Source organism: uncultured Methanobrevibacter sp., from assembly GCF_900314615.1.
In the GTDB taxonomy this organism is placed as follows: domain Archaea; phylum Methanobacteriota; class Methanobacteria; order Methanobacteriales; family Methanobacteriaceae; genus Methanocatella.
Genome location: NZ_OMWA01000043.1, coordinates 1 through 1,000, shown reverse-complemented (window position 1 = coordinate 1,000; position 1,000 = coordinate 1). Strand labels below are relative to the sequence as shown.

The following is a 1,000-nucleotide window of genomic DNA, read 5'->3' as shown; positions in this document are numbered from 1 at the left end:
TATAAGCGTCAGAAGGATAAAGAGGAAGAAGAATAGTTAAAAATTTTTGTTTATGATGGAGTGTTTGCCAAAAAATACCAATTTTTTAAGCTTCATAGATTTTTAGATAATAAACCTCTAAATTTATTAGTTTTTTGGCAAATGCTTTTTTTTAATTTTTTAATTTTAAAATTAAAGGATTAAGTTTTGTTTTTTGATTTTAAAATTAATGGATTATTGTGATTTATTAATGGTTTTATCTATATATACGTAAAGAAGCCTAAACTATAACATGACATGAAGTAGTCTTTAAATCAATTGTAGACCTGAATAAAACACGTTTACAAATAGCAAACATTATTTTAAAAATAGTGAAAATTAAAAATAAGATAAGTGTACTGTCATCATGACATGCTGATTTTTTTAAAAATTTAATAAAAAATAAAAAAGAAAAGTAATACTAATTTTTGATAAAGTATTACAAATCATTGATTTATAGTACGGTCCACAACTGGACTTTCTCTTAGTTTTATATACTCATTAATGGATTCTCTAGTAGTGCCTACAAGAAGTCTGTACTTTTCAAATTCTCCATTCCTTTTCAACAAGTCCCCTGGCCACAACTTCCTCGCCGTCCACTACTTCTCCGGCATAAGTATGTGTGCGTGATGCAAGTTCGGATATTTCAACATCAGGGCCTTCAATGATATCAAGGTCTTCTATGGTGTAGGTTGCAGGATTATCGAAGGACCCAAGGGCGCTTACAATCTTGCAGTTTATGCTGGCGAAGTCTACAGGCTCGTAGATGGTATCTCCCCAGCTGCCTTCTATCTCGTCGTAATTTCTAGTTGCAAGGATGTCGAATAAAGTGTCTCTGATTAGTCCCCTATTGCTTTTACGCTCTTCGTACCATGCAAACTCGGCTTTTGAGAGGCTGTCGTCCTTTATTCTCTTATTGAATACAAAGTCCCAGAAGTCATCGTTTATCTTGCTTAAAGTAATGGATTTGCCTAATTCGTCA

1 pseudogene is annotated in these 1,000 nt (G+C 32.5%); it reads right to left on the bottom strand.

Annotated features, from left to right (window positions below):
- Positions 1-561 precede the first annotated feature (561 nt).
- Positions 562-1,000, bottom strand: a pseudogene (locus QZN33_RS11415) (DNA polymerase subunit beta); the annotation flags it as partial.